Origin of the sequence: Streptomyces sp. NPDC014870 (genome assembly GCF_043081505.1) — a bacterium.
In the GTDB taxonomy this organism is placed as follows: domain Bacteria; phylum Actinomycetota; class Actinomycetes; order Streptomycetales; family Streptomycetaceae; genus Streptomyces.
This window is the reverse complement of the sequence record NZ_JBIBWQ010000007.1, coordinates 454849-480850: the sequence shown is the minus strand read 5'-3', so window position 1 is coordinate 480850 and position 26002 is coordinate 454849. Positions and strand designations below refer to the sequence as shown.

Below are 26002 nucleotides of genomic sequence, written 5' to 3'. Positions count from 1 at the left end.
GATTCCCCCCACGCCGCCCCTCCCCGAAACCCTGACTAGACCGGGGGCTCCGCCCCCGTACCCCCGGGGCGCGACGGCTGCGCGTCGCGGTGTGGGGCACAGGAGTGAGGCTCCCCGACCCTGAGGCCCTTGGGCGTGGCTACGGTGTGTGGCGTCTGGCGCGGAGGGCCAGGGAGAGGGCCAGGACTGTCTGGGGGTCGTCCAGGTCGGTGCCCAGGAGTTCGGAGATGCGGGCCAGGCGGTTGTAGAGCGTCTGGCGGTTCAGGTGGAGTTCCCGTGCCGTCTCCGCCTTGCGGCCCGCGTGGGCCAGGTAGGTCTGGAGGGTGGGGAGCAGCGGGGGGCGGGACGTGCGGTCGTGGTCCCTCAGGGGGCCGATCGCGCGGTCCACGAAGGCCGCGAGGTCCGGGTGGTCGCGCAGGCGCCACAGGAGCAGGTCGATGTCCAGGCGCCGCGCGTCGTACCAGGGGCGGTCCGAGAGGCCCTGTGCCGCCGTCGCCGTCTCGCCCGCGTGCCGCAGGGACGCCGACGCCGCCGCCCAGCCGCCCGCGACGCCCACGACGACCACCGGCGGGTGGCCGCCGCCGCGCTCAAGGCCCGCCCGCTCCAGGCCCGCGCGCAGCGCCGCCGCGACCCGGTCCGCCACCGCCGTACGCTCCGACTCCGAACGCAGTCCGAGCAGGAGCGGCACCCGGCCCTCCACCGGGCGCACGCCCAGCAGGACCGGGACGCCCACCGAGGACAGCTCCTCCAGGACCGCCCGCGCCAGCAGCGCCCAGTTGCCGGACGGGGAGAGTTCCGAGGCCAGGCGCATCACGACCGGGAGGAGCGGGCCGTCACCCGGGCGGAAGCCGAGGACGCGGGCCTGTGCCGGGGCGTCCTCCGGAGTGATCCGGCCCTCCGCGAGGTCCGTCAGGAAGTCGCCGCGGCCCCGCGCCGCGAGCTCCTCCTCCTGCCTGGCCTGCATCAGGACGACCGCCAGGATCCCCGCCGCCCGTTCGGCCGCCATGCGGTGCACCTGGGACAGCGGGCCGTCGACCGCGAGCAGGACGAGCCGGGCGCGGACCGAGCCCGTACCCGGCCCGCCCCCGGGCACGTCCACGAGCACCGCGCCCGTCGGCGGGCCCGACTCGCGCGCCGCCCGCTGGCCCCGCAGCCCGTCCCAGACCTGGAGCGGGTCGGCAGGACCCGACTCCGTACCGGCCGCGTAGAGCAGCTGGCCGTCCGCCGTCTCCAGGAAGACCGGGTTCGCCGTGAAGTCGGCCAGGATCCGCAGCACCTGCGGCACCCCGCCCCCGCCGAGCAGCGCCTCCGTGCACTGGCGGTGGACCTCCTCCGCCTGCCGCAGCAGCGCGTAGTGGCCGTTCACGATCTCGGTGTGGATCTCCTCGGTCACCGCCACGAAGGGGACCTCGCGGTGCAGCTGGACGAGAGGGAGGCCCGCCGAGCGCGCCGTCTCCACGATCGTCGCGGGCAGCCGGGAGAAGCGCGGGCCCAGCTCCACGACCAGGGCCGCGATGCCCCGGTCCGCGAGCCGGCGCACGAACGCGCGCTGCTCCGCCGGGCGGGTGCCGAGGCCGAGGCCGGTCGTGAGCAGCAGCTCGCCGCCCTTGAGCAGCGACGCGATGTTCGGGACCTCGCCCGCGTGCACCCAGCGCACGGTCCGGTTCAGCCGGTCCGCTCCCGCGACCACCTCCGGGAGGCCGCTGCGGAGCCCGGGCAGCTCCAGCGCCCGCTGCACGGTGATCCCGCCCTGATTGTCCATGGCCGGACGCTACCCGCGGATCCCGCCCGACAACATCACTCGATGATCACGGGACTCGACAGTCCGTCCCGGGGCTCGACAACTCGTCGCCCCCGGAGGCCGATTGCGCGACTCTCTGTCTCGTGTGGTGTGCGTCACGACGCTGCCGGCGTGATGTTGTGGTTGAAGCGGAAGACGTTGTCCGGGTCGTACGTGGCCTTCACGGCGGCGAGCCGGCGGTAGTTGTCGGCGCCGAAGCCCGAGACGACCCGCTCGTCGCCCTCGGAGCCGATGAAGTTGAGGTACACGGCTCCGGTGGACCACGGCCGTACGTCGGCCCGCACGTCCCGCACCCACTGGATCGCCCGCTCGTCGTCCGCCGGGTTCTCCCAGGTCGCGAACGGGTGGACGACCCAGGGTGCCGAGCGCCACGGGATCGGGTAGTCGGCGGGCCCGGCCGCGAGCGCGCCGCCCAGCATGAACAGCACGTGCTGGGTGGCGGTCGGGGCGGGGATCAGCTCCGCACGCGCGCAGAAGGCGTCCACGGCCTCGTCCGGGAGGGTGTTCAGATACTCCGCCGACCAGTAGTTCCGCAGGCCCGGCGGGTCGTCGAGCATGCACTGGAACTCCACGTACGGAATGTCCGACACCAGCTCCACCACGGGTTTCAGGGCGAACAGCGGTGCCGCGAACTCGCGGACCTCGGCGACGGGGCCGGCGTACGAGAACAGCGTGCCGCAGACCAGCTTGCCGACGAGGTCCTCGGGGATGAACGGCTCGGGAGGCGCGGGGAAATAGATGATCCCGCCGCCCGCCTCGTCGGGGGCGTGGGCCGCCAGCTCCCGGTAGGTGCGGACGACTTCGGGCGCGGACTCGGGCAGGAAGAAGAGCATCGCGAAGCTCATCTCGGGCAGCTCGTGCAGCCGCAGGGTGAGCGAGGTCGCCACGCCGAAGTTCCCGCCGCCGCCGTGCAGCGCCCAGAACAGCTCCGGATGCGTCTCGGCGTCGGTGTGGACGTGTTTGCCGTCGGCGGTGATCAGCTCGGCCGCGAGGAGGTTGTCGCAGGCGAGCCCGAACTTCCGCTCCAGCCAGCCCGAACCGCCGCCGAGCGTGAACCCGCCGACGCCCGTGGTGGAGACCCGGCCGCCGGTGGTGGCCAGGTGGAAGGGCTGGGTCGCGTGGTCGAGGTGGCTCATGGTCGCGCCGCCCTCGACCCGTACGGTCATGTGCTCCGGGTCGGCGACGACCGCGTGCATCCGGCGCAGGTCGACGACGAGACCGCCGTCCACGACGGACGAGCCGGCGACGCTGTGCCCGCCGCCGCGCACGGCGATCGGCAGCTCGGTCTCCCGGCCGAAGAGGACCGCGTTGGCCACGTCCTCGGGCGTCGCGCACTGGGCGATGACGGCGGGGCGCCGGTCGATCATGCCGTTGTGGATCTTCCGGGCCTCGTCGTACCCGGCATCGCCCGGCACGAACACCTCACCGGCCAGATCCTCACGGAGCCCGGCCAGCGCCGCAGCCGGCACGTCCTTCTGGGGAGCCATGGAGAGCCCCCCTTCCTGAGGGGGGACAGGACCCTTTCAGCGTATTCCGGGGCGGCGAAGCCCGCGCCCCAAGCGCCGTCACGTCACTTCTTCGGTGACGCCCCTGAACGCCTCAGCCCCCGTACGCCCCGCTCGCCGTGAGCCGGAGGGCCGTGTCGATCAGAGGGACGTGGCTGAAGGCCTGGGGGAAGTTGCCGACCTGGCGTTGGAGGCGGGGGTCCCACTCCTCGGCCAGGAGGCCCAGGTCGTTGCGGAGGGCCAGGAGGCGCTCGAAGAGCTGGCGGGCCTCGTCGACGCGGCCGATCATCGCCAGGTCGTCGGCGAGCCAGAACGAGCAGGCGAGGAACGCGCCCTCGTCGCCCTCCAGGCCGTCCACGCCGGCCTCCTCGCCCGCCGTGGGGTAGCGCAGGACGAAGCCGTCCTCCGTGGACAGCTCCCGCTGGATCGCCTCGATCGTGCCGATGACCCGCTTGTCGTCCGGCGGCAGGAAGCCCATCTGCGGGATCAGCAGCAGCGAGGCGTCCAGCTCCTTGGAGCCGTACGACTGCGTGAAGGTGTTCCGCTCCTTGTCGTAGCCCTTCTCGCAGACGTCCCGGTGGATGTCGTCGCGCAGCGTGCGCCAGCGCTCCAGCGGGCCGTCCGCGTCCCCGGACTCGATCAGCTTGATCGTGCGGTCGACCGCCACCCAGGCCATGACCTTCGAGTGCACGAAGTGGCGGCGCGGGCCGCGCACCTCCCAGATGCCCTCGTCGGGCTGGTCCCAGTGGGTCTCCAGGTAGCGGATCAGCTTGAGCTGGAGGAGCGAGGCGTAGTCGTTGCGGGACAGGCCCGTCATGTGCGCCAGGTGCAGCGCCTCGGTGACCTCGCCGTAGACGTCCAGCTGGAGCTGGTTCGCCGCGCCGTTGCCGACCCGGACCGGGCCGGAGTTCTCGTATCCGGGCAGCCAGTCCAGCTCCGCCTCGCCGAGTTCGCGCTCGCCCGCGATCCCGTACATGATCTGCAGGTTCTCCGGGTCGCCCGCGACCGCGCGGAGCAGCCAGTCCCGCCAGGCGCGGGCCTCCTCGCGGTAGCCGGTGCGCAGCATCGAGGAGAGGGTGATCGCCGCGTCGCGCAGCCAGGTGTAGCGGTAGTCCCAGTTCCGTACGCCGCCGATCTCCTCGGGGAGGGACGTGGTCGGGGCGGCGACGATGCCGCCGGTCGGGGCGTAGGTGAGGGCCTTGAGGGTGATCAGGGAGCGGACGACCGCCTCGCGGTACGGGCCGTGGTACGTGCAGTGCTCCACCCACTCGCGCCAGAACTCCTCGGTCGCCTCCAGCGAGCCCTCGGGGTCCGGCAGGGCGGGCGGCTCCTTGTGCGAGGGCTGCCAGCTGATGGTGAAGGTGATCCGGTCGCCGGGGGTCACCGTGAAGTCGGAGTACGTGGTGAGGTGCTCGCCGTGGGTCTCGGCGTCGGTGTCCAGCCACACCGAGTCGGGTCCTGCGACCGCGACCGTGCGGTCGCCGACCTTGTGGACCCACGGCACCACGCGCCCGTAGCTGAACCGCATCCGCAGCGCGGAGCGCATCGGCACCCGGCCCGAGACGCCCTCGACGATCCGGATCAGCTGCGGCGCCCCGTCGCGCGGGGGCATGAAATCGGTCACCCGGACCGTGCCGCGCGGGGTGTCCCACTCGGACTCCAGGATGAGCGAGTCGCCGCGGTAGTGGCGTCGGTCGGCGGGCGCCGGGGGAGCGCCGTCGGGGCCGGCGGGGCCGACCCGCCAGAAGCCGTGTTCCTCGGTCCCGAGGAGTCCCGCGAAGACGGCATGCGAATCGAAGCGGGGCAGGCAGAGCCAGTCGACACTGCCGTCCCGGCAGACCAGGGCGGCGGTCTGCATGTCTCCGATGAGTGCGTAATCCTCGATGCGCCCGGCCACGTGCTCTCTCCAGATCGAACGGCCACGTCCGCCCCTCGGGGCGTTTCCTACTGATCAGCGGTCAACGGATGTTGACGATCGGCGGCAAGTGTCCGAGCAGGATACGACGCGTTTCGGCACGCTCTCGTAACGTCGTTGCGCCGATCGGGTGAGCATCCCTTGACGCCGCAGCCACCCGGCGCTTCCGGCGCACCCGGAGGGCGCGTAGCCGTCCGTGCGCGCCCGACTGCCCCGTGTGGCCGGAAGCGGTCTCCCGATGTCGCTGATACCCTGGTACCCCGTGGACCGGTGGGAAACGGCGACAGCCGAGCCCCCGCAACCGCAGCGACGGCACCCCCCGATTCTTCCGGAGGGCACGCCGGAACGCACCTCCAGAACGCGACCACGGGAGCCCCCTCTTGGCGATGCCGCCCAAAACCACGACGACCAAGCACATCTTCGTCACCGGGGGTGTCGCCTCCTCCCTCGGGAAGGGCCTGACCGCCTCCAGCCTGGGTGCGCTCCTCAAGGCGCGGGGCCTGCGGGTCACGATGCAGAAGCTCGACCCGTACCTGAACGTCGACCCCGGCACGATGAACCCGTTCCAGCACGGCGAGGTCTTCGTGACCAACGACGGTGCCGAGACGGACCTCGACATCGGCCACTACGAGCGCTTCCTCGACGTCGACCTCGACGGCTCGGCCAACGTCACCACCGGCCAGGTCTACTCCCAGGTGATCGCCAAGGAGCGGCGCGGCGAGTACCTCGGCGACACCGTCCAGGTCATCCCGCACATCACCAACGAGATCAAGTCGCGGATCCGCCGCATGGCCACCGACGACGTCGACGTGGTCATCACCGAGGTCGGCGGCACCGTCGGCGACATCGAGTCGCTGCCGTTCCTGGAGACCGTCCGTCAGGTCCGCCACGAGGTCGGCCGCGACAACGTCTTCGTCGTGCACATCTCGCTGCTGCCCTACATCGGCCCGTCCGGCGAGCTGAAGACCAAGCCGACCCAGCACTCCGTCGCCGCGCTGCGCAACATCGGCATCCAGCCGGACGCCATCGTGCTGCGCGCCGACCGTGACGTGCCCACCGCCATCAAGCGCAAGATCTCGCTGATGTGCGACGTGGACGAGGCCGCCGTCGTCGCCGCGATCGACGCCAAGTCGATCTACGACATCCCCAAGGTGCTGCACACCGAGGGCCTGGACGCCTACGTCGTGCGCAAGCTCGACCTGCCGTTCCGCGACGTGGACTGGACGACCTGGGACGACCTGCTCGACCGCGTCCACAACCCGGAGCACGAGGTCACGGTCGCGCTCGTCGGCAAGTACATCGACCTGCCCGACGCGTACCTCTCGATCACCGAGGCCATGCGGGCCGGCGGCTTCGCCAACAAGGCGCGGGTCAAGGTCAAGTGGGTCACCTCCGACGACTGCAAGACCGCGGCCGGCGCGAAGAAGCAGCTCGGTGACGTCGACGCCATCCTGATCCCCGGCGGCTTCGGCGACCGCGGTGTCAACGGCAAGATCGGCGCGATCCAGTACGCCCGCGAGAACAAGGTGCCGCTGCTCGGCATCTGCCTCGGCCTGCAGTGCATCGTGATCGAGGCCGCCCGCAACCTGGCCGACATCCCGGACGCCAACTCCACCGAGTTCGACGCGGCCACCGCGCACCCGGTCATCTCGACCATGGAGGAGCAGCTCGCGTACGTCGAGGGCGCCGGCGACCTCGGCGGAACGATGCGCCTGGGCCTGTACCCGGCGAAGCTCGCCGAGGGCTCCATCGTGCGCGAGGTCTACGGTGACCAGCCGTACGTGGACGAGCGCCACCGGCACCGCTACGAGGTGAACAACGCCTACCGCGCGGAGCTGGAGAAGAAGGCCGGTCTGGTCTTCTCCGGTACCTCTCCGGACAACAAGCTCGTCGAGTACGTCGAGTACCCGCGCGAGGTGCACCCCTACCTGGTCGCGACCCAGGCCCACCCGGAGCTGCGCTCGCGTCCGACGCGTCCGCACCCGCTCTTCGCCGGGCTGGTCAAGGCGGCCGTCGAGCGGAAGACGGCCAAGTAGGCCGAGGAGTTAACGTTGCCGGGGTACGCAGGCCTTGCCAGGGCCGGTACCCCGGCTTTCGTGTGTGTGGGAGGACGAACATGGAGTTGCAGGACAGCCCGGAGGAGTGGCGGGTCACCGCGACCACGACCCCGTTCCAGGGCGCCAAGACGAGCGTCCGCACGGACGAAGTGGTCATGCCCGACGGCTCCGTCGCGCGCCGCGACTACCAGGTCCACCCCGGTTCGGTGGCGGTCGTCGCCCTCGACGACGAGGACCGGGTGCTGCTCCTGAAGCAGTACCGGCACCCCGTGCGGCAGAAGCTCTGGGAGATCCCGGCCGGTCTCCTCGACGTACCCGGCGAGAACCCGCTGCACGCCGCCCAGCGCGAGCTGTACGAGGAGGCGCACGTCAAGGCCGAGGACTGGCGGGTCCTGACCGACGTCTACACGACACCCGGCGGCAGCGACGAGGCGGTGCGGATCTTCCTGGCACGCGACCTGTCCGAGGCGCAGGGCGAGCGGTACGAGGTCTCCGACGAGGAGGCCGACATGGAGCTGGCGCGGGTCCCGCTCGCCGAGGCCGTGCGCGGTGCGCTCGCGGGCGAGCTGCACAACAACTGCCTCGTCCTGGGCGTCCTTTCGCTGGTCGCCGCGCGTGCGGGCGACGGCCTCGACGCGCTCCGCCCGGCCGACGCGGAGTGGCCGGCCCGGCCGTTCGAGGCGTAGGCCTCGGGCGGGCGGTGCGGCCGGGGGTTCCGCCGGGGCGTGGAGGCCCTGGCCGCCTGCCGCCCGGCCGGTCCCATGGTCCGCCGGTGTGAACATCCGCTGATCCGATCGGGGGATTGTTCCGCCCTGCTCCGCCGGGTCCCGCGCACGCGCTGAACTACGCTCGGATCACCCGTGCGGAGACCCCCGCGGGATCGGCTCGTGCGCAGGTGGACGGGAGCGTGGCCCGTGACGGATCAGGCGGTGGCGGCGGGCGGGGTGCGGAACTTCTACGGCCGACAGCGGGAGTTGAAGGCGCTGCGCTCCGACATCGAGCGGACCGGACTCGACACCCTCGCCGGCCACAAGGCACCCCGCGCGCGCGTCCTCCTGATCGCCGGTCGCCCCGGTTCCGGGCGGACCGCGCTCGCCCACGAACTCGTCGCCGGACTCGCCACCGGCTACCCCGACGGGGTGTTCCGCGCCCGGCTCACCGAACCCGGCGGCACCCCGGTCCCCACCGCGCGGGCCGCCCAGGCCCTGCTGCGGGACCTCGGCGTCGACGAGCCGCCCGGCGCCGGCGAGGACGAGCTGACCGAACTCGTCCGCGCGGCCCTCGCCGACCGGCGGGCGGTCCTCGTCCTGGACGACTCCGTCGACGCCGAACAGGTCGACCCGCTGATCCCGGACAACCCCGACGCGCTCGTCGTCGCCGTCGCCACGGGACCGCTCACCGGCATCCCCGACGTCCGCCCCTGCACCCTCGGCGGCCTCGACCCCAAGTCGGCGATCGAGATGCTCACCGGCTACACCGGCTCCGTCCGGGTCACGGTCGACCCGCAGGCCGCCGAGAGCCTCGTCGAGGAGTGCGGCGGCCAGCCCGCCGCCGTCGTGCTGGCCGGCGGCTGGCTCGCCGCCCGCCCCAAGGCCTCCGTCGCCGACCTCGCCAAGCGACTGCGCGCCCTCTCCGGCGACCCGCTCTCCCGTGCGTTCCAGCTGGTCCACGACTCCCTGGCACAGCCGGCCGCCCGGATACTGCGCTACCTGACCCTCGCCCCGCTCGGCCGGGCCGACGCCCACACCGCCTCCGCCCTGGCCGGCTGCTCCGTCTCCGCGGCGGCGACCACCCTGGCCGGTTTCGTCGGGCTCGGGCTCGTCACGGAGGGGGAGGACGGCCAGTACGAGCTGCCCGGTCATCTCGTCCCGGCGCTCCGGGAGCAGTTGGAGGAGCGCGACCGCCCCGCCGAGGTGCAGCTCGCCCGCGCCCGGATGCTGGAGCGGACCGTACGGCTCCTCCAGTCCTGCCGGGCGGTCACCGAGCCCGAGGGGTCCCCGGCCCGCAAGAAGCTCGCCGGACTGCCGCGCGCCCTGCGTTTCCCGAACGTGCCCGCGGCCGCCGACTGGCTGCAGAGCCGGCGGCCCGTGCTCCTTGCCTCCGCCCGCCTCGCCGTCGCCGACGGCGAGCTCGACACCCTGGCCCGCCGGCTGGTCGCCGCCCTGGTCAGGGCCGAGACCGCGCACCGCGGCGCCGAGGCCGCCGCGCCCGAGCTGTACGGGCTGCACCAGCTGGTCCTGGACGTGGCCGAGCGGCGCGGACTGCACCGGGAGCGGGCCGCCGCGCTGCTCAATCTCGCCGATCTCGACGCCAGGACCGGTCGCACCCAGGACGCCCTGGCCCGCTACCGGGCCGCTCTGGACGCCGGACGGGCCGCGAACGACCCGTACGCGACCGGCCGCGCGATGGAATCCGTAGGCGGTTCCTACCAGGAGCTGGGGGACTGGCAGCGCGCCGCGGACTGGTACGGGCGGGCCCTCGCCCAGCGCCTCGCCCGGGACGAGCGGGCCGACCAGGCCCGGCTGTACGCCCGGCTCGGCGCGGTGCAGACCTACGCGGGCCGGTACGGCGAGGCGCTGCGGAACTGGCGCGCCGCCGCGGCGGGCTACCGGCGCCTGGCCGATCTCCCCGGCCACGCGCGGGCGTTGAGCGAGGCGGCCCGGGTCCAGGAGTACGCCGGACGGCCCGAGGAGTCCCTGCGGACCTGCGAGGAGGCGGTGGAGTGGGCCCGGCGCGCCCAGGACGTGCGGCTTCAGGCGGCGCTCCAGCTCCGGCTCGCCGACACCCTCGACCGGCTCGGGGACCCCGCGGCGGCCCGTTTGCACCGGTCCGCGGCCGAAAGACTCCTTGGAGGCGAGGCTTCCGCCTGCGAAATCCGCAGTGCTTCCGTCGAAGAATAATGCTTTGCAAGGCTAGACACGGGGAACTCCTTCATTAGACTGGGTGCGCCGCGATCGACCGCGGTCTGCCCCGGTGCGCCCCCTTGCATCCGGGTATGTATCGCAGTGCACCCCCGTTTCCCCCTGATTCAAGGACCGTGATCGACGATGAAGGTCGGCATCCCCCGCGAGGTCAAGAACAACGAGTTCCGCGTGGCCATCACCCCCGCCGGTGTCCACGAGCTCGTCCGCAACGGCCACCAGGTCTTCATCGAGCAGAACGCCGGTGTGGGTTCCTCGATCACGGACGAGGAGTACGTCTCCGCCGGTGCGCAGATCCTGCCCACCGCCGACGAGGTCTGGGCCACGGCCGACCTGCTCCTGAAGGTCAAGGAGCCCATCGCGGAGGAGTACCACCGCCTCCGCAAGGACCAGACCCTCTTCACGTACCTGCACCTCGCCGCCTCCCGCGAGTGCACGGACGCGCTGCTCGAGTCCGGCACCACCGCCATCGCCTACGAGACCGTCGAGACCGCGAACCGCGCCCTGCCGCTGCTCGCCCCGATGTCCGAGGTCGCGGGCCGGCTGGCCCCGCAGGTCGGCGCCTACCACCTGATGCGCTCCGTCGGCGGCCGCGGCGTCCTGCCCGGCGGCGTCCCCGGCACCCACGCCGGCGAGTGCGTCGTCATCGGCGGCGGCGTCTCCGGCTGGAACGCCACCCAGATCGCCGTCGGCATGGGCTTCCACGTGACCCTGCTCGACCGCGACATCAACAAGCTCCGCGAGGCCGACAAGATCTTCGGCACCAAGGTGAAGACGATCGTCTCCAACGCCTACGAGCTGGAGAAGGCCGTCATCGAGGCCGACCTCGTCATCGGCGCCGTCCTCATCCCGGGCGCCAAGGCCCCGAAGCTGGTCACCAACGAGCTCGTCGCCAAGATGAAGCCCGGAAGTGTCCTTGTCGACATTGCGATCGACCAGGGCGGCTGCTTCGAGGACTCGCACCCGACCACCCACGCCGAGCCGACCTTCCAGGTCCACGACTCGGTCTTCTACTGCGTCGCCAACATGCCGGGCGCGGTGCCGAACACCTCCACGTACGCCCTCACCAACGCCACGCTGCCCTACATCGTGTCGCTGGCGAACAACGGCTGGGTCGAGGCGCTGCGCCGCGACGCCGCCCTCGCCCTGGGCCTCAACACCCATGACGGCAAGGTGGTTTACAAGGAGGTCGCCGAGGCGCACGGCCTCGAGCACGTCGAGCTGACCACCCTCCTGGGCTGATCCTCCCCGGCGTCGCGTCAAGGCGCGCCGTCAACCTCACGCATCCGGCCGGACCTTGTGCACCAAGGTCCGGCCGGATGTGCGTCCGGCCACGTCCGGGGCGCCGTGCAACTCGCCTCGAACGTAACCCTTTAACCGTTTCGCACACCCCCGAAACGTGCGGATGCATCGCCGTGCACCCTTGACAGAGAGGTGTTCGGTTGCCGACACATCGGGCCGGGTCCGGCGGATTGTGTTGCTGCGGAGCGGTGACACGCCATAGAGTCGCCAACCGTCGGCATGGTGCCACGCTGACCTATCGATAAATGTTCCTGGTCACATCCAAGGAGGTAAGACGACTTGTGAATGAGTCGACATTTACTCCCGGGGGCGGACAGCCAGGAATCCCTGTCGGCTCCGTCGCCGTCCGGACGTTCGCGACCGCCGCGAACCACGAGACCCACGCGACGCTTCAGCCCGTGACGACAGCCCACACGATGAAGATGATGGACGGCCTACACGTGAACGCCACGGCCGGCAACGAGAGTGGCCGAGAGTCCACCCACTTCGCCGCCTACGACGAGGTGCCCGAGGGGCACTTCTACGACCCTGACGCCGAGTACGAGCCCGACCCGGAGTACGCGGCCACCCTCGCACCCGACGCTGCCCGTCAGCGCCGCGAGCGGATCGGCCCCACCGGACGGCCCCTGCCGTACTTCCCGATCCCGGGTCCGCTGACCGACCACGGCCCCGCGAAGATCATCGCGATGTGCAACCAGAAGGGCGGCGTCGGCAAGACCACGTCGACCATCAACCTGGGTGCCGCGCTCGCGGAGTACGGACGGCGGGTGCTGCTCGTCGACTTCGACCCGCAGGGAGCCCTGTCGGTCGGTCTCGGCGTCAACCCGATGGAGCTCGACCTCACCGTCTACAACCTGCTCATGGAGCGGGGCATGTCGGCGGACGAGGTGCTGCTCAAGACCGCCGTGCCCAACATGGACCTGCTGCCGAGCAACATCGACCTCTCGGCCGCCGAGGTGCAGTTGGTCAGCGAGGTCGCGCGCGAGTCGACGCTGCAGCGCGCCCTGAAGCCGCTGATGAACGACTACGACTACATCGTGATCGACTGTCAGCCCTCGCTCGGCCTGCTGACCGTGAACGCCCTGACGGCGGCTCACAAGGTCATCGTGCCGCTGGAGTGCGAGTTCTTCGCGCTGCGCGGTGTGGCGCTGCTGACCGAGACGATCGAGAAGGTCCAGGAGCGGCTCAACCCCGAGCTGGAGCTCGACGGCATCCTCGCCACGATGTACGACTCCCGTACGGTGCACAGCCGTGAGGTCCTGGCGCGGGTGGTCGAGGCCTTCGACGACCACGTCTACCACACGGTCATCGGCCGTACCGTGCGCTTCCCGGAGACCACGGTCGCCGGTGAGCCGATCACGACGTACGCGTCGAACTCGGTGGGTGCCGCCGCCTATCGTCAGCTCGCCAGGGAGGTGCTCGCCCGGTGTCACGCCGAGTGAGTCTGCCCGGCGCCGACGAACTGTTCCGTACGACCGGGGGGATGGCGCTGCAGTCCTCCTCGCCCCGTGGCCGGGTACCGGCTCCCGCGGGTGAGAGCGACACGGAGGCCGCGGAGGGCGCGGCTTCCGGCTCGGGCAGCGGCGCCGGGTCCGGGTCCGCCCCGGGTCCCGCTGCCGGCTCGGCCTCCGCCGAGCACTCGACGGCGCAGTCCGCCGAGCAGCCCGAGTCGCGGTCACGCGCCGCGGAGTCCCCGGCTCCCGTGCCGGCGCCGGCCGCCCAGGCGCGCAGGCGCGGGCGGTCGCCGAACCGGCGGCCGAGCGGGCGCGAGCGGCACGACGAGAAGATCACGGTCTACGTCTCCGCCGAGGAGCTGATGGACCTGGAGCACGCCCGTCTGGTGCTCAGGGGCGAGCACGGCCTGGCCGTGGACCGGGGCCGGATCGTGCGCGAGGCGGTCGCGGTGGTCCTCGCCGACCTGGAGTCCCGGGGCGACGCGAGCATCCTCGTGCGCCGCCTGCGCGGTCGCTGAGGGTAGCCTGCGGGCTGCGAAGCCCCCTGCCCCTCTCTGGACCCCGATGCCCCCACCCCCTGCCGAAACGTCCCGCCCGCCGCGCCGCCGCGCCCTGGGCCAGGGCCCTGGCACGGGCACGCCCCGACCCGCGGGGCCCGAGGCCCCAGAGGCACCCGAGGTCTCCGGGGCCGGCCCGGTCCCGGAGGAGCCGACGGAGGCCGCCGAGGCCCCCTTGCCCGCCGACGGGCCGCCCGCCGACGGGCCGGAAACACCGTGGGCCACCGAGCCCCCGGCAGCGGCGGCACAGGACCCGGCGGAGACCGAACCCGAAGCGCTCGCGGACGCCCCTGCGGCGGCCGTCGCGGAGCCCGTCGAACCGTCGGTCTCCACGACGCCGTCGCGCCCCGAGGGGGCCGGCGACGACGGGCGGTTCACCGTTCGGCTGGCGAACTTCGAGGGGCCCTTCGACCTCCTGCTCCAGCTCATCTCGAAGCACAGGCTGGACGTCACCGAGGTCGCCCTCTCCAAGGTCACCGACGAGTTCATGGCGCACATCCGGGCCATGGGTCCCGACTGGGACCTCGACCAGACCACCGAGTTCCTCGTCGTCGCCGCGACCCTGCTCGACCTCAAGGCCGCCCGGCTGCTGCCCGCCGCCGAGGTGGAGGACGAGGCCGACCTCGCGCTCCTGGAGGCGCGGGACCTGCTCTTCGCACGCCTGCTCCAGTACCGGGCGTACAAGCAGATCGCGGCGATCTTCGAGGACCGCTGGCAGACCGAGGGCCGGCGCCACCCCCGTACCGTCGGTCTGGAGGCGCACCACGCCGAGCTGCTCCCCGAGGTCGTCATCTCCATCGGCGCCGAGGGCTTCGCCAAGCTCGCCGTGAAGGCCATGCAGCCCAGGGCCAAGCCGCAGGTGTACGTCGACCACATCCACGCCCCCCTGGTCAGCGTCCGCGAGCAGGCCGGTCTCGTCGTGGCCCTGCTGCGCGAGCGCGGGAGCGTCAGCTTCCGGGAGCTCGCCGAGGACGCCGCCGACACCCTCACCGTCGTCGCCCGCTTCCTCGCCCTCCTGGAGCTCTACCGGGAGAAGGCCGTCGCCCTCGACCAGGAGGACGCGCTCGGCGAGCTGACCGTCACGTGGGTCGGCGGGGAGCAGGACGCCCAGGTCACCGACGAGTTCGACCACGTAGTGGAGGAGAAGGCGTGAGCGAGACCGAGCACGACCTCAAGCCCGCCCTCGAAGCCGTCCTCATGGTCGTCGACGAGCCGGCCACCGAGGTCCACCTGGCCAAGGTCCTGGAGCGGACCCCGCGCGAGGTCGGCGACGCCCTGCGCGAGCTGGCCGACGAGTACACCGTCCAGCGGCGCGGCTTCGAGCTGCGGCTCGTCGCGGGCGGCTGGCGCTTCTACTCCCGTCCGGAGCACGCCGCCGCCGTCGAGGCGTTCGTCCTCGACGGCCAGCAGGCCCGGCTCACCCAGGCGGCCCTGGAGACCCTCGCCGTCGTCGCGTACCGCCAGCCGGTGAGCCGTTCCCGCGTCTCCGCCGTGCGCGGAGTGAACTGCGACGGGGTCATGCGCACCCTCCTTCAGCGCGGTCTCGTGGAGGAGGCGGGCGCGGAACCCGAAACAGGTGCGATCCTGTACAGGACGACGAACTACTTCCTGGAGCGGATGGGCCTGCGCGGCCTTGAGGAGCTCCCGGAGCTCGCGCCCTTCCTCCCCGAGGCGGACGCGATCGAGGCGGACACGCTGGAAGGGGTCCCGTCGTTCGATCCGGATCTCCCGGACCGCGAAGACGAAGACGACAAGACGACGGACATTTGATGCGAAGCAGCAGCGGCAGGAACAGCGGAAACAACGGCGGGAGCCGTGGTGGCAACAGCGGTGGCCGCGGCAATTACCGGGGCGCCGGCAACAGCCGTGACGACCGGCAGGGCGGCGGCAGTGGTGGCAGTGGTGGCGGCGGTCGCCCGCGCAAGCCGCGTCCCGAGGAGCGCCAGTACGACGTGAGCGGCCCCTCCGACGGCCCCAGGCGCGGCCGTGGCGCGGCCGCCCGCGGCGGCGCCAAGGGCGGACCGAAGCAGTCCCCGCAGCGCGGTGGCGGGCGTACGGCCCCGGCGCGCTCGCGCGAGTACGACGCCCGCGCCGAGGAGCGCAACAGGGAGCGGTACGCGAACAAGCCGGAGGTGAAGCTCCCGAAGACCTTCCCCGGCGCCGAGCAGGAGGGCGAGCGGCTGCAGAAGGTGCTGGCCAGGGCCGGCATGGGCTCGCGGCGTGCCTGCGAGGAGCTCATCGAGCAGGCCAGGGTCGAGGTCAACGGCGAGATCGTGCTCGAGCAGGGCATGCGCGTGGACCCGGAGAAGGACGAGATCAAGGTCGACGGTCTGACCGTGGCGACCCAGTCGTACATCTTCTTCGCGCTGAACAAGCCGGCCGGTGTCGTCTCCACCATGGAGGACCCCGACGGCCGCCAGTGCCTCGGCGACTACGTCACCAACCGTGAGACGCGGCTGTTCCACGTCGGCCGGCTCGACACCGAGACCGAGGGCATCATCCTCCTCACCAACCACGGTGAGCTGGCCCACCGCCTCACGCACCCGAAGTACGGCGTGAAGAAGACCTACCTGGCCGCCATCACAGGACCGCTGCCCCGCGAGGTCGGCCGGCGGCTCAAGGACGGCATCCAGCTGGAGGACGGCTACGCCCGCGCCGACCACTTCCGCGTCGTGGAGCAGATCGGCAAGAACTACCTGGTCGAGGTCACGCTGCACGAGGGCCGCAAGCACATCGTGCGCCGCATGCTCGCCGAGGCGGGCTTCCCGGTCGAGAAGCTGGTCCGCACGGCCTTCGGGCCGATCGCGCTCGGCGACCAGAAGTCCGGCTGGCTGCGCCGCCTGACCAACACCGAGGTCGGCATGCTGATGAAGGAAGTCGGCATGTAGTCCGTACACGCCCGACACGAAGAGGCCCGTGACCGCTCGGCGGTCGCGGGCTTCTTCGTACTTGTGGGCGAAGCCCGCAGACCTTTATAGTCAACATGACTCTTAAGGAGGTGGGCGTGAGCCTCGCCGACGTACTCGAACCCCTGCAGCAGCCGCTCTTCACCCTGCTCGACACCCCGGTCAGCTGGACCGAGGTGCTCGGCTTCGGCAGCGGGGCGCTCTGCGTCTGGCTGGTCGCCCGCCAGCACCTCGCCAACTGGCCCGTCGGCATCGCCAACAACCTCTTCTTCGTCCTGCTCTTCACGCAGGCGGGTCTGTACGCCGACGCGGGCCTCCAGATCGTCTTCATCACCCTCGCCGTGTACGGCTGGTGGACCTGGACCCACGGGGGTGGACCAGGCTCCGGCACCCTCCCGGTGCGCCGCACCACGCGCGCCGAATGGACCTGGCTGCTCACGGCGGGGGTGGTGGGGACCCTCGGCCTCACCCTGCTCCTCGACCGCGCGACCGACTCGACCGTCCCGTTCTGGGACGCCCTGACGACCGCGCTCTCCCTCATGGCGACCTACGGCCAGTGCCGCAAGCGCCTGGAGTCCTGGTGGCTCTGGATCGCCGCCGACGTCGTGTACGTGCCGCTGTACGCGTACAAGGAGCTGTACCTGACCGCCCTGCTGTACGTCGGCTTCATGACGCTCTGCGTCCTCGGCCTGCGCGGCTGGAGCCGCGACCTCGCCGCCCGCGGCCGTACGGTCGAGAGGGAGGCGGTCGCATGAAGCGCTACGGACACGGCCTGGTCCTCGGCAAGTTCTATCCGCCGCACGCAGGCCACCACCACCTCGTCCGCACCGCCCGCGACCGGTGCGAGCGCCTCACCGTGCTCGTCTGCGCCTCCTCCGTGGAGAGCCTGACCCTGGACGAGCGCGTGGCCTGGATGCGCGAGGTCCACCCCGACGCGCTGGTCGTGGGGGCCGTCGACGACATCCCCGTCGATCTGCACGACCCCGATGTGTGGGAGGCCCACATGGCGGTCTTCCGGGGCGCGGTGCGCGAGCCGGTCGACGCCGTCTTCACCTCCGAGCCGTACGGGGAGGAGCTGGGCCGTCGCTTCGGCGCCGACGCCGTCTGCGTCGACCCGGACCGCACTCTCTTCCCCGTCTCCGGCACCGGCGTCCGCAAGGACCCCGTCGGCTCCTGGGACTTCCTCGAAGCCCCGGTGCGCGCCGCGCTCACCCGTCGCGTGGTGGTCCTCGGCGCGGAGTCCACCGGCACGACCACGATGGCCCGCGCCCTCGCCGAGTACTACCGGGCCCGCGGCGGGGTCTGGGCGCGCACGCGCTGGGTGCCCGAGTTCGGCCGCGAGTTCAGCGAGCTCAAGCTCGCCGAGCTGCGGGCCCTGCGCCCCGAGGCCGGCTGGGAGGACGTGTCCTTCCACTCCGAGGACTTCCCGCTCATCGCGCTGCGCCAGGCCGAGCGGGAGGAGGAGGCGGCCCGGACCGGCTCGCCGGTCCTCTTCTGCGACACCGACGCCTTCGCCACCACCATCTGGCACGAGCGGTACATGGGCACCACGAGCCCCGCGACCGGCGAGATCGCCGCGCGCGGTCGGCAGCACCTGTGGCTGCTCACCGACCACCGGGGGGTCGCCTTCGAGGACGACGGGCTGCGCGACGGGGAGCACCTGCGGCCCTGGATGACGGCCCGTTTCCACACCCAGCTCGCCCACACCGGGCGCCGCACGGCCCTGCTCACCGGACCGCACGAGGAACGCCTCGCCGCGGCGGTCGCCGCCGTGGACGCGCTGCTCGCCGAGGGCTGGGACCTCGCCGATCCTCTTCCGGAGCGCCGATGAACCCCACCCCGACCGCGCACGGCTACGACGCCCGTGCCTTCGAGCCTTTCGCCCTCACCGCGGACCTGGCCGTCTTCACGATCCGCCACGAGCAGCTGCACGTCCTGCTCGTGGAACGCGGCCAGGAGCCGTACGCGGGGGTCTGGGCGCTCCCCGGCGGCTTCGTCCTGCCGCGCGAGTCCGCCGAGTCCGCCGCCCGCCGCGAACTGGCCGAGGAGACCGGACTGTCCGACGCCACCGTCTCCGGGCTCCACCTCGAACAGCTGCGGACGTACAGCGAACCGGACCGCGACCCGAGGATGCGGGTCGTCTCCGTCGCCTTCGCCGCCCTCGTCCCCGACGCCCCGGAACCGCGCGGCGGCGGCGACGCGGCGCACGCCCAGTGGGTGCCGTACGGGCGCCGGGCGTCCGGGGCGCCGCTCGCCTTCGACCACGACCGGATCCTCGCCGACGCGCACGACCGCGTCGGCGCCAAGCTCGAGTACACCGGTCTCGCCACCGCCTTCTGCCCGCCCGAGTTCACCCTCGGCGAGCTGCGGCAGGTGTACGAGACCGTCTGGGGCGTCGAACTCGACCGCCCCAACTTCCGGCGCAAAGTCCTCACCACGCCCGGCTTCGTCCAGGCCGTGGAGGGACCGCCGCGCCTCACCGGCGGACGGGGGAAACCGGCCGCTCTCTACCGGGCGGGGGAGGCCACGGCCCTCCACCCGCCGTTGCTGCGACCGGAGGGACGATCCACATGACCCAGCCCATGACACAGCGCGCGACCAAGCAGGGCGCCACCGGCGCCTTGATCGGGCTTGCGCTCGGGGACGCGCTCGGCTTCCCGACCGAGTTCCACGACGTGCCCGCGATCCTGGCGAAGTCCGGACCCTGGAGGTCCATGGAGCTGCCGGTGCAGCGCGGCACCGCGTACATCACGGACGACACCCAGATGACGCTCGCCCTGGCGCGCGGCATCAGGACCGCCATGGACCGGGGCGTGCTCGCCCCGCAGTCGATGGAGCCGCCGGTCCGGGAGGAGTTCGTCGCCTGGTACCACTCCCCGGACAACAACAGGGCGCCCGGCAACACCTGTCTGAGCGCCTGCGACCTCCTCGACGGCGACCGGGTGTGGCAGGACGCCAGCCAGATCCACTCCAAGGGATGCGGCGCCAACATGCGCGTGGCGCCGCTCGGGCTCGTGCCCGGACTGAGCGAGGAGCAGCGGGCCGGCGCGGCCCAGCTCCAGGCGGCCCTGACCCACGGCCACCCCACCGCGCTCGCCGCCTCCGACCTGACCGCCCGCGCCGTGTACCTGCTCGCCCAGGGCGTCGACCCGACGGGCCTGGTGGGGCACCTGCGCTCGTACGCGTACGAGAACCGGTCCGTGTACCGGGAGAGCTGGCTCGGCGACCTGTGGACCCGCTCCCAGGACCCGTCGGCCCGGCACTTCGCCGAGCGCGGCTGGGACGAGTGCCTGGCGGTCCTGGAACGCCTCGACGCCGTCCAGCGCACCGCGGACCCGGAGCTCGACCCCTGCACCTACACGGGCGACGGCTGGATCGCCGAGGAGGCCCTCGCCACCGGCCTGCTCTGCTTCCTGCTCTTCCCCGAGGAGCCCCTCACCGCCCTCCGCCGGGCCGCCTGCACCCGCGGCGACTCCGACTCGATCGCCTGCCTGGCGGGTGCCTTCGCGGGCGCGCACCTGGGCGCGGGGGCATGGCCGAAGGAGTGGGAGGAGCAGGTCGAGCACCGCTCCGAACTCCTCACGTTCGGTGCCCTCTGGGACGCGTGAGCCGGGACTGGGAAGCTGGGGCCATGACCGTAGCCCTGGTACCGCAAGTCGACCTCTCCGCCGTCGTCGCGGAACAGCCCGATCCTCCCCCTACGCCCTGCGGGCGTGGGGGGACCCCCAGCTCTTCGCCACCGTCTCGGGGGCGCACCTGTACGGATTCCCGTCCCGCGACTCGGACGTGGACCTGCGCGGTGTGCACCTGCTGCCGGTGGCGGGGCTGATCGGGCTGCGCGAGCCCGAGGAGACCCGCAGCCGGATGTGGGACCGGGACGGCGTGGAGATGGACCTCGTCACGCACGACCTGCGCAAGTTCGTCCGGCTCATGCTGCGCCGCAACGGATACGTACTGGAGCAGCTGCTCTCCCCGTTGGTGGCCCACACCTCGGAGGCACACTCCGAACTCGTCGCCCTGGCACCCGATGTGCTCACCCACCACCACGCCCATCACTACCGTGGATTCGCCGCGACACAGTGGCGGCTCTTCGAGAAGACGGAGGAGCTGAAGCCGCTGCTCTACACCTTCCGGGCGCTGCTCACCGGCATCCACCTGATGCGCTCCGGCGAGGTCCAGGCCCATCTGCCCACGCTGCTCGGGGAGGTCGCCGAGGCGCCCGCCTACGGGGCGGAGCTGATCGCCGCCAAGGCGGACGCCGAGCACGGGCTCGCCGAGGTGGACCTGGTCCGGGTCCGGGAGGACGTGGAGGCGCTGCACGGGGTGCTGGACGCCGCGCACGCGGCGACGGCGCTCGGGGACGCGCCCAAGGCCCAGGAGGCACTGCACGACCTCGTCGTACGGGTGCGGCAGGACGGCGTCCTGGGCCGCTAGGCCCCCAGGGCGCGCAGGGCCGAGGCGCGGCGCGCGCGGATCAGGAAGTCCTCGACGCGGCCGTGGTCCGGGGCGGCCGGCAGCGGCGAACCGCTCGCGGCCGCGTCGGCCTCCTCGGTGAGCCGGTTCATCCAGGTCTCGACCTCCGCCCACGGCACCTCGCCGCGCTTCACCGCCAGGAGGCGGTCGCGGTCGGTGCCGACGTGGATGGTCAGCTCACCGGTGCGCAGCAGGTCGCGGCAGCTCATCAGGAGCCGCAGCAGGTGCATCGCGTGCTTCCAGCGCGGACGGCCGTACTGGCGGACGTCCGCGTCGAGCTTCCTGCGCTGCCCGCCCGCGTACCGGACGAAGGTCTGGTGCGCCCGGCGGGAGAGGAAGGCCTCGCGCAGCGCGACCAGCTCGCGGCCGGTGTCGTCGATGTGCTCGACGACGGGGGAGTGCAGGCACTCCAGGACGTTCGGGTTCGCGCGCAGCGCCAGCTCACAGAATCGTTCCAGCTCCCAGCTGAACTGCTCCTCGGCCGGCCCCTCCACCTGCGCCGGCGGCTTGTCGAAGCGCCAGAACAGCGGGGTCGGGGCGAGGAAGACACCCCGGCGGTCGGTGTCGCTGTCCTCGGTCTCCAGACCGAAGGCACGCGACCCCATGACGCAGGAGTAGATCGTGTGGTCGCGCACCAGGTCTGCCGAAGTCATGCGGGTCAGGCTACGCGAGGGTGATGTTGTCCCCCGACACGGTGATCTCCTCGGCCGGGAGCGGGCGCGTGGCCGGCCCGTTGACCACCGAGCCGTCCGTGATGCGGAACTTGGAGCCGTGGCACGCGCAGTCGATCGTGCCGTTCTCGACCTTGGCGACGATGCAGCCCTGGTGGGTGCAGATCGCCGAGAAGGCCTTGAAGTCACCGGCAGTGGGCTGGGTGACGACGACCTTCTCCTCCTTGAAGATCGTGCCGCCGCCGACCGGGACGTCGGTCGTGCTCGTCAGGGCGTCGCCGCCCGGAGCCGTGGGCGGCGGCACGGCGGTCTCCGACGCCGAGGCGGTCGGCTCGGCCGTGGTGGCCGGGCCGCTCGGCGTCGGGCTCTCGGTCGTCCCGCCGTTGTCGCCGTCGGAGCCGCAGCCGGTGGCGAGCACGGCGACGGAACCCGCCCCGGCGAGGAGCACGGTACGGCGGTTCGTGGCTTCAGGATTCATGCCGTACAGCTTGGCCGCGGGCCCCGCCCCGGGTGGGCAACACGCCCTATGCCCAGGGCGTCAGCTCCCTCGCACGGCCGTCGGAGTCCCGGCGCACCTCCAGGAGGCCCGTGACGGCCGCCCGTTCGATCGGCCCGTACACGTGCGGGAAGAGCGCGTCCTCCGAGCCCTCCCAGCGCACCTCGGCGCCCAGCAGGCGCTCGTCGACGACCAGGACGAGCAGCGGTCCCGGCACCCCCCGGTAGTGCGCGTCCGCGACCGTCAGGGCCGCGTGCTCGTCCGGCGAGCAGTGCACGAAGCCCTCAGAGGCCAGCGAGGGCGGGGCGTAGGGGAGTTCGGGATCGGCGGACCATTCGTCCAGCGGTACGACGTGCAGCAGCATGCCGACAGTTGTACCGCGCCTCCCGTCGGCGCCGGATACCCCGAGTGGCGGAAGGGGGTGGTCTGGGTGACATTGGCCGTGTTCCGTACCGGAGTGAAAGGCAGGACCATGGCTGGAAACGATCTCGGCAGTCTGCTCGGCGGCCTCCTGGGCGGCGGCGGTCAGCAGGGCGCCGGCGGCGGCAACATCCTCGGCTCGCTGCTCGGCGCGCTGATGGGCGGCGGCGCGGGCGGTGGCGCGGGCGGCGGCTCCAACCCGCTCGGCGGGCTGATGGAGATGCTGACCAGGTCGGGCCTCGCCGACCAGGCCCAGTCCTGGGTCGGCAACGGCCAGAACCAGCCCGTCAGCGGCGCCCAGATCGCCGAGGCGCTCCCGGACGAGGCCCTGCAGAAGGTCGCCCAGGAGAACGGGGTCAGCCCCCAGCAGGCCGCCGACGAGATCGCCCACCTCCTGCCGCAGGCCGTCGACAAGCTGACCCCCTCGGGCCAGGTGCCGTCGGGCTCCCTGGAGGACCTCATCAAGGCACAGCAGCTCTGACCCGGCCCACCCCGCGGCGGCCCCCTCGTCTCGGAGGGCGGTCGCCGCGACGGGCTGTCCGCGCGGCTGACTAGGCTGATCGGAGCACTCTCGCACCGAGCGCGCGGGTCATGGGCAGGTCAGGTAAGGAGCACGACGTGGCGGTACGAGCGGTCCGAGGCGCCGTCCAGCTGGAACGGGACGACGCCGGGCACATGAGCGAGCAGGTCGAGGAGCTGCTCACCGCCGTCCTCGAACGCAACGGCCTTGACCCCGACGACCTGATCAGCATCTGGTTCACCGCCACGCCCGATCTGCACAGCGACTTCCCGGCCGCCGCGGCGCGCCGCATCGGCATCGTCGACGTGCCGCTGATCTGCGCGCAGGAGCTGGACATCGAGGGTGCCATGCCGAGGGTCGTCCGACTCCTCGCGCACATCGAGTCGGAGCTGCCCAAGTCCGCGATCGCGCACGTCTACCTCGGTGCCGCGGCCGCCCTGCGCAAGGACATCGCCCAGTGAGAACCGCGCTCGTCATCGGAACCGGCCTGATCGGCACCTCGGCGGCGCTCGCGCTGGCCGGCCGCGGCATCGCCGTCCACCTCCGCGACCACGACCCCGCCCGTGCCCGCACGGCCGCCGCGCTCGGCGCCGGCACGGACGAGGCGCCCGAGGGACCCGTCGACCTCGCGATCGTCGCCGTACCCCCGGCGCACGTGGCCGCCACCCTGGCCGCCGCCATGCGCGAGGGCGTCGCGCGCGGTTACCTCGACGTCGCCAGCGTCAAGGGCGGCCCGAAGCGGGAGTTGGAGACGCTCGGCCTCGACCTCACCGCCTACATCGGCACGCACCCGATGTCCGGCAAGGAGCGCTCCGGACCGCTGGCCGGCACCGCCGACCTCTTCGAGGGGCGCCCCTGGGTCCTCACCCCGACCCGCGACACCGACACCGAGGTCCTGAACCTGGCCCTGGAGCTGGTCGCGCTCTGCCGCGCCGTCCCGGTCGTCATGGACGCGGACGCCCACGACCGCGCGGTCGCCCTCGTCTCGCACACCCCGCAGCTGGTCTCCTCGATGGTCGCCGCCCGACTGGAGGAGGCCGACGAGACGGCGGTACGGCTCTGCGGGCAGGGCATCCGCGACGTCACCCGGATCGCCGCCTCCGACCCGCGCATGTGGGTCGAGATCCTGTCGGCGAACCCCGGACCCGTCGCCGACGTCCTCGCGGGCGTCGCGGCCGACCTGGACGAGACCGTCCGGGCGCTCCGCTCGATCCAGTCCTCCGACGAGGACAAGCGGCGCGAGGGCACCGACGGCGTCGAGGACGTCCTGCGCCGGGGCAACGCCGGGCGCGCCCGGGTCCCGGGCAAGCACGGCGCCGCCCCGACGACGTACGAGACCGTCGCCGTCCTCATCAGCGACCAGCCGGGCGAGCTGGCGCGCATCTTCGCCGACGCGGGCCGCGCGGGCGTCAACATCGAGGACGTCCGCATCGAGCACGCGACCGGGCAGCAGGCGGGTCTGGTCCAGCTCATGGTGGAGCCGTCGGCCGCGCCCACGCTCGGCGCGGCGCTGCGGGAGCGGGGCTGGGCGCTGCGGGCGGGGTGACCGGGAGGCCCTCAGCGGGGTGACCGGGGCCGCCCTCAGGGGTACTCGGCCGGACGGGTGGCCGGGACTCGGTAACCTTGGGGTGGCCCCCCGCGTTCCGCGAGGCCTCTCCGCTCACCCCAGGAAGGTGTTCCCCACCGTGGAAACCGTGATCGTCGCCATCGACGGGCCCTCCGGCACGGGCAAGTCGAGCACCTCGAAGGCGGTTGCCGCCAAGCTGGGGCTGAGCTACCTCGACACCGGCGCGCAGTACCGGGCCATCACCTGGTGGATGATCAGCAACGGCGTCGACGTCCACGACACCGAGGCCGTCGCCAACGCCTCCTCCAAGCCCGTGATCGTCTCCGGCACGGACCCGTCCCGGCCGACGATCACGGTCGACGGCGCCGACGCCGCCGGACCCATCCGTACCGAAGAGGTCACCTCGAAGGTCAGCGCCGTCAGCGCCGTCCCGGAGGTGCGGGCGCTGATCACGGAACTGCAGCGGTCCATCGCGCGGAACGCCGAGGGCGGCATCGTCGTCGAGGGCCGGGACATCGGCACCACCGTCCTGCCCGACGCCGACCTCAAGATCTTCCTCACCGCGTCCCCCGAGGCCCGTGCCGCCCGCCGCTCCGGCGAGCTCAAGGGCGTCGACGTGGCCGCCACCCAGCAGGCCCTGATCAAGCGGGACGCGGCGGACTCCAGCCGCAAGACCTCCCCGCTCGCCAAGGCCGACGACGCCGTCGAGGTCGACACCACCGACCTCACGCTCGACCAGGTCATCGAGTGCGTCGTCACGCTGGTGGAGGAGAAGAGGGCGGCCGCGAAGTGACCCAGCCCTCCGCGAAGGGCGCCGCCGTCGGGCGTGGCATCGGCATCGGGCTGATGTACGGCCTGTGGAAGCCGCGCGTCCTCGGCGCCTGGCGGGTGCCGGCCGCCGGACCCGTCATCCTCGCCGTCAACCACGCGCACAACATCGACGGCCCCATGCTCATGGGCACGGCCCCCAGGCCGGTCCACTTCCTGATCAAGAAGGAAGCCTTCGTCGGGCCCCTCGGGCCCTTCCTGGAGGGCATCGGGCAGCTCAAGGTCGACCGGGACAGCACCGACCGGAACGCGATAGGCAACGCACTCGCGGTCCTGGAGCACGGCGGAGTCCTCGGGATCTTCCCCGAGGGCACCCGCGGTGAAGGAGACTTCGCCTCCCTGCGCGCGGGCCTGGCCTACTTCGCCGTCCGCAGCGGCGCGCCGATCGTCCCGGTGGCGGTGCTCGGAAGTTCCGAGCGCTCCGGACGGTTGGTCAAGGCGCTGCCTCCGCTGCGCAGCCGCGTCGACGTCGTCTTCGGCGAGGCCTTCGAGGCGGGCGACGGCACCGGCCGGCGCACCCGCAAGGCGTTGGACGAGGCCACCGTACGCATTCAGGAGCGGCTGACCGGCCACCTGAAAAACGCCAGGCGCCTCACCGGGCGCTGAGCG

At 72.4% G+C, this 26002-nt stretch carries 25 protein-coding genes; 19 read left to right on the top strand and 6 right to left on the bottom strand.

The genetic code is table 11. The features are described from left to right. Positions 1-139: 139 nt before the first annotated feature. The 3 genes from ACF09C_RS22525 to ACF09C_RS22515 form a co-directional block, all read right to left on the bottom strand. On the bottom strand, positions 140-1762 hold the full coding sequence (locus tag ACF09C_RS22525) for a PucR family transcriptional regulator (protein ID WP_392093642.1): 1623 nt from the start codon (positions 1760-1762) through the stop codon (positions 140-142). Positions 1763-1896: 134 nt separating this feature from the next. Continuing rightward, positions 1897-3288, bottom strand: coding sequence for an FAD-binding oxidoreductase (locus tag ACF09C_RS22520; RefSeq protein ID WP_392093640.1), 1392 nt, complete (start codon positions 3286-3288; stop codon positions 1897-1899). 112 nt (positions 3289-3400) lie between these two features. Continuing rightward, complete coding sequence (locus ACF09C_RS22515; RefSeq protein WP_392093638.1) at positions 3401-5203, bottom strand: glycoside hydrolase family 15 protein; 1803 nt, start codon at positions 5201-5203, stop codon at positions 3401-3403. Between the two features lie 404 nt (positions 5204-5607). On the opposite strand from ACF09C_RS22515, the gene ACF09C_RS22510 reads away from it, so the two are divergent. From ACF09C_RS22510 to ACF09C_RS22445, 14 genes are all read left to right on the top strand, one after another. Continuing rightward, positions 5608-7257, top strand: a complete 1650-nt coding sequence (locus ACF09C_RS22510) for a CTP synthase (protein ID WP_362416034.1) — start codon at positions 5608-5610, stop codon at positions 7255-7257. A gap of 80 nt (positions 7258-7337) precedes the next feature. Next, on the top strand, positions 7338-7964 hold the full coding sequence (locus ACF09C_RS22505) for an NUDIX domain-containing protein (protein WP_392093636.1): 627 nt from the start codon (positions 7338-7340) through the stop codon (positions 7962-7964). Positions 7965-8192: 228 nt separating this feature from the next. Beyond that, positions 8193-10178: a tetratricopeptide repeat protein gene (locus ACF09C_RS22500; RefSeq protein WP_392093635.1), complete on the top strand. Its 1986-nt coding sequence runs from the start codon at positions 8193-8195 to the stop codon at positions 10176-10178. Between the two features lie 147 nt (positions 10179-10325). Continuing rightward, a complete protein-coding gene (ald, locus tag ACF09C_RS22495; RefSeq protein ID WP_392093634.1) occupies positions 10326-11441 on the top strand; it encodes an alanine dehydrogenase in 1116 nt (371 codons plus the stop codon). 476 nt (positions 11442-11917) lie between these two features. Continuing rightward, a complete protein-coding gene (locus tag ACF09C_RS22490) occupies positions 11918-12943 on the top strand; it encodes a ParA family protein (protein WP_329125763.1) in 1026 nt (341 codons plus the stop codon). Next, on the top strand, positions 12928-13473 hold the full coding sequence (locus ACF09C_RS22485; protein WP_392093632.1) for a hypothetical protein: 546 nt from the start codon (positions 12928-12930) through the stop codon (positions 13471-13473). Before ACF09C_RS22490 ends, ACF09C_RS22485 begins: the two co-directional genes overlap by 16 nt. Before the next feature lie 46 nt (positions 13474-13519). After that, positions 13520-14665, top strand: coding sequence for a segregation/condensation protein A (locus tag ACF09C_RS22480; protein WP_392093630.1), 1146 nt, complete (start codon positions 13520-13522; stop codon positions 14663-14665). A gap of 44 nt (positions 14666-14709) precedes the next feature. Continuing rightward, positions 14710-15282, top strand: a complete 573-nt coding sequence (gene scpB, locus ACF09C_RS22475) for an SMC-Scp complex subunit ScpB (RefSeq protein WP_392093696.1) — start codon at positions 14710-14712, stop codon at positions 15280-15282. Next, entirely contained in the window at positions 15282-16400 is a 1119-nt protein-coding gene (locus ACF09C_RS22470) for a pseudouridine synthase (RefSeq protein WP_392093628.1), read from the top strand. The genes scpB and ACF09C_RS22470 overlap by 1 nt, the downstream gene beginning before the upstream one ends. Before the next feature lie 116 nt (positions 16401-16516). Beyond that, positions 16517-17173 carry a nicotinamide riboside transporter PnuC gene (gene pnuC, locus ACF09C_RS22465; protein WP_392093626.1) on the top strand — a complete coding sequence of 219 codons (657 nt, stop codon included), beginning with the start codon at positions 16517-16519 and terminating at the stop codon, positions 17171-17173. Continuing rightward, positions 17170-18249, top strand: coding sequence for an AAA family ATPase (locus tag ACF09C_RS22460; protein WP_392093625.1), 1080 nt, complete (start codon positions 17170-17172; stop codon positions 18247-18249). Before pnuC ends, ACF09C_RS22460 begins: the two co-directional genes overlap by 4 nt. Then, a complete protein-coding gene (locus tag ACF09C_RS22455; protein ID WP_392093623.1) occupies positions 18246-18992 on the top strand; it encodes an NUDIX domain-containing protein in 747 nt (248 codons plus the stop codon). The genes ACF09C_RS22460 and ACF09C_RS22455 overlap by 4 nt, the downstream gene beginning before the upstream one ends. 8 nt (positions 18993-19000) lie before the next feature. Beyond that, positions 19001-20026, top strand: coding sequence for an ADP-ribosylglycohydrolase family protein (locus ACF09C_RS22450; protein WP_392093694.1), 1026 nt, complete (start codon positions 19001-19003; stop codon positions 20024-20026). Between the two features lie 97 nt (positions 20027-20123). Next, positions 20124-20852 (top strand): DNA polymerase beta superfamily protein, encoded by a 729-nt coding sequence (locus tag ACF09C_RS22445; protein WP_392093692.1) that lies wholly within the window; start codon positions 20124-20126, stop codon positions 20850-20852. On the opposite strand, the gene ACF09C_RS22440 is transcribed toward ACF09C_RS22445, so the two are convergent. From ACF09C_RS22440 to ACF09C_RS22430, 3 genes are read right to left on the bottom strand one after another with little or no spacing between them, the layout of a single operon-like run. Beyond that, positions 20849-21544: a DNA polymerase beta superfamily protein gene (locus tag ACF09C_RS22440; protein WP_392093621.1), complete on the bottom strand. Its 696-nt coding sequence runs from the start codon at positions 21542-21544 to the stop codon at positions 20849-20851. The two genes, ACF09C_RS22445 and ACF09C_RS22440, sit on opposite strands and share 4 nt — an antisense overlap. Before the next feature lie 10 nt (positions 21545-21554). Then, entirely contained in the window at positions 21555-22040 is a 486-nt protein-coding gene (locus ACF09C_RS22435; protein WP_392093619.1) for a Rieske (2Fe-2S) protein, read from the bottom strand. Between the two features lie 46 nt (positions 22041-22086). Further along, positions 22087-22422 (bottom strand): DUF952 domain-containing protein, encoded by a 336-nt coding sequence (locus ACF09C_RS22430; protein WP_392093617.1) that lies wholly within the window; start codon positions 22420-22422, stop codon positions 22087-22089. Positions 22423-22530: 108 nt separating this feature from the next. On the opposite strand from ACF09C_RS22430, the gene ACF09C_RS22425 reads away from it, so the two are divergent. From ACF09C_RS22425 to ACF09C_RS22405, 5 genes are all read left to right on the top strand, one after another. Then, positions 22531-22959, top strand: coding sequence for a YidB family protein (locus ACF09C_RS22425; protein ID WP_392093615.1), 429 nt, complete (start codon positions 22531-22533; stop codon positions 22957-22959). A gap of 137 nt (positions 22960-23096) precedes the next feature. After that, on the top strand, positions 23097-23459 hold the full coding sequence (gene aroH / locus ACF09C_RS22420) for a chorismate mutase (protein ID WP_392093614.1): 363 nt from the start codon (positions 23097-23099) through the stop codon (positions 23457-23459). Next, positions 23456-24544 (top strand): prephenate dehydrogenase, encoded by a 1089-nt coding sequence (locus ACF09C_RS22415; protein WP_392093612.1) that lies wholly within the window; start codon positions 23456-23458, stop codon positions 24542-24544. The genes aroH and ACF09C_RS22415 overlap by 4 nt, the downstream gene beginning before the upstream one ends. A gap of 127 nt (positions 24545-24671) precedes the next feature. Beyond that, complete coding sequence (cmk, locus tag ACF09C_RS22410) at positions 24672-25358, top strand: (d)CMP kinase (protein ID WP_392093610.1); 687 nt, start codon at positions 24672-24674, stop codon at positions 25356-25358. Positions 25359-25411: 53 nt separating this feature from the next. Continuing rightward, positions 25412-25999 (top strand): lysophospholipid acyltransferase family protein, encoded by a 588-nt coding sequence (locus ACF09C_RS22405; RefSeq protein WP_362416275.1) that lies wholly within the window; start codon positions 25412-25414, stop codon positions 25997-25999. Positions 26000-26002 lie beyond the last annotated feature (3 nt).